This window comes from Amycolatopsis sp. cmx-4-61, assembly GCF_046548775.1.
In the GTDB taxonomy this organism is placed as follows: Bacteria; Actinomycetota; Actinomycetes; order Mycobacteriales; family Pseudonocardiaceae; genus Amycolatopsis.
In genome coordinates this window covers 1-535 of sequence record NZ_JAEBEI010000072.1, presented here as the reverse complement: position 1 = coordinate 535, position 535 = coordinate 1, and the positions used below count along the sequence as shown (strand labels likewise).

Genomic DNA, 535 nt, shown 5'->3' with positions numbered 1-535 from the left:
CGGTGTTCGAGTCGCGTCCGCAGGGTGGTGGCACTGCTCCGCTGGACGCTCGTGCGGTGTTCACCGCGATCGTGTACGTGCTGACCAGCGGGTGTGCGTGGCGGGATCTGCCGCCGACATTCGGGGTGCCGTTCCAGACTGCACACCGCCGCTTCGGTCAATGGACCAAAGCGGGGCTGTGGCGAGGACTGCACCATGCGCTGCTGGACGAGCTCGGCAGCCAAGGTCTCATCGACTGGAGCCGCGCGATCGTGGACGGTGCCTGCGTGCGGGCGAAAAGGGGGGATCTATGACCGGTCCCAGCCCGGTGGACCGGGGCAAGCCCGGCTCGAAGATCCACGCCCTGTCCGACCGGGGCGGGCTGCCGCTCGCGGTCGCGGTCTCCGCCGCGAATACGAACGACTCCTGTGCCCTCAAACCGCTGGTGATGGCGATTCCGGCGATCAAGTCCCGCCGCGGTCCGCGGCGGCGCAAGCCGGCCAAGCTGCATGCGGACAAGGCCTACGACCAGCCCGACCTGCGCCGCTGGGTCCGC

At 69.7% G+C, this 535-nt stretch carries 1 pseudogene; it reads left to right on the top strand.

Annotated elements, in window-relative coordinates:
* Positions 1-535 (top strand): annotated as a pseudogene (locus ACLJOU_RS46960) (IS5 family transposase); the annotation flags it as partial.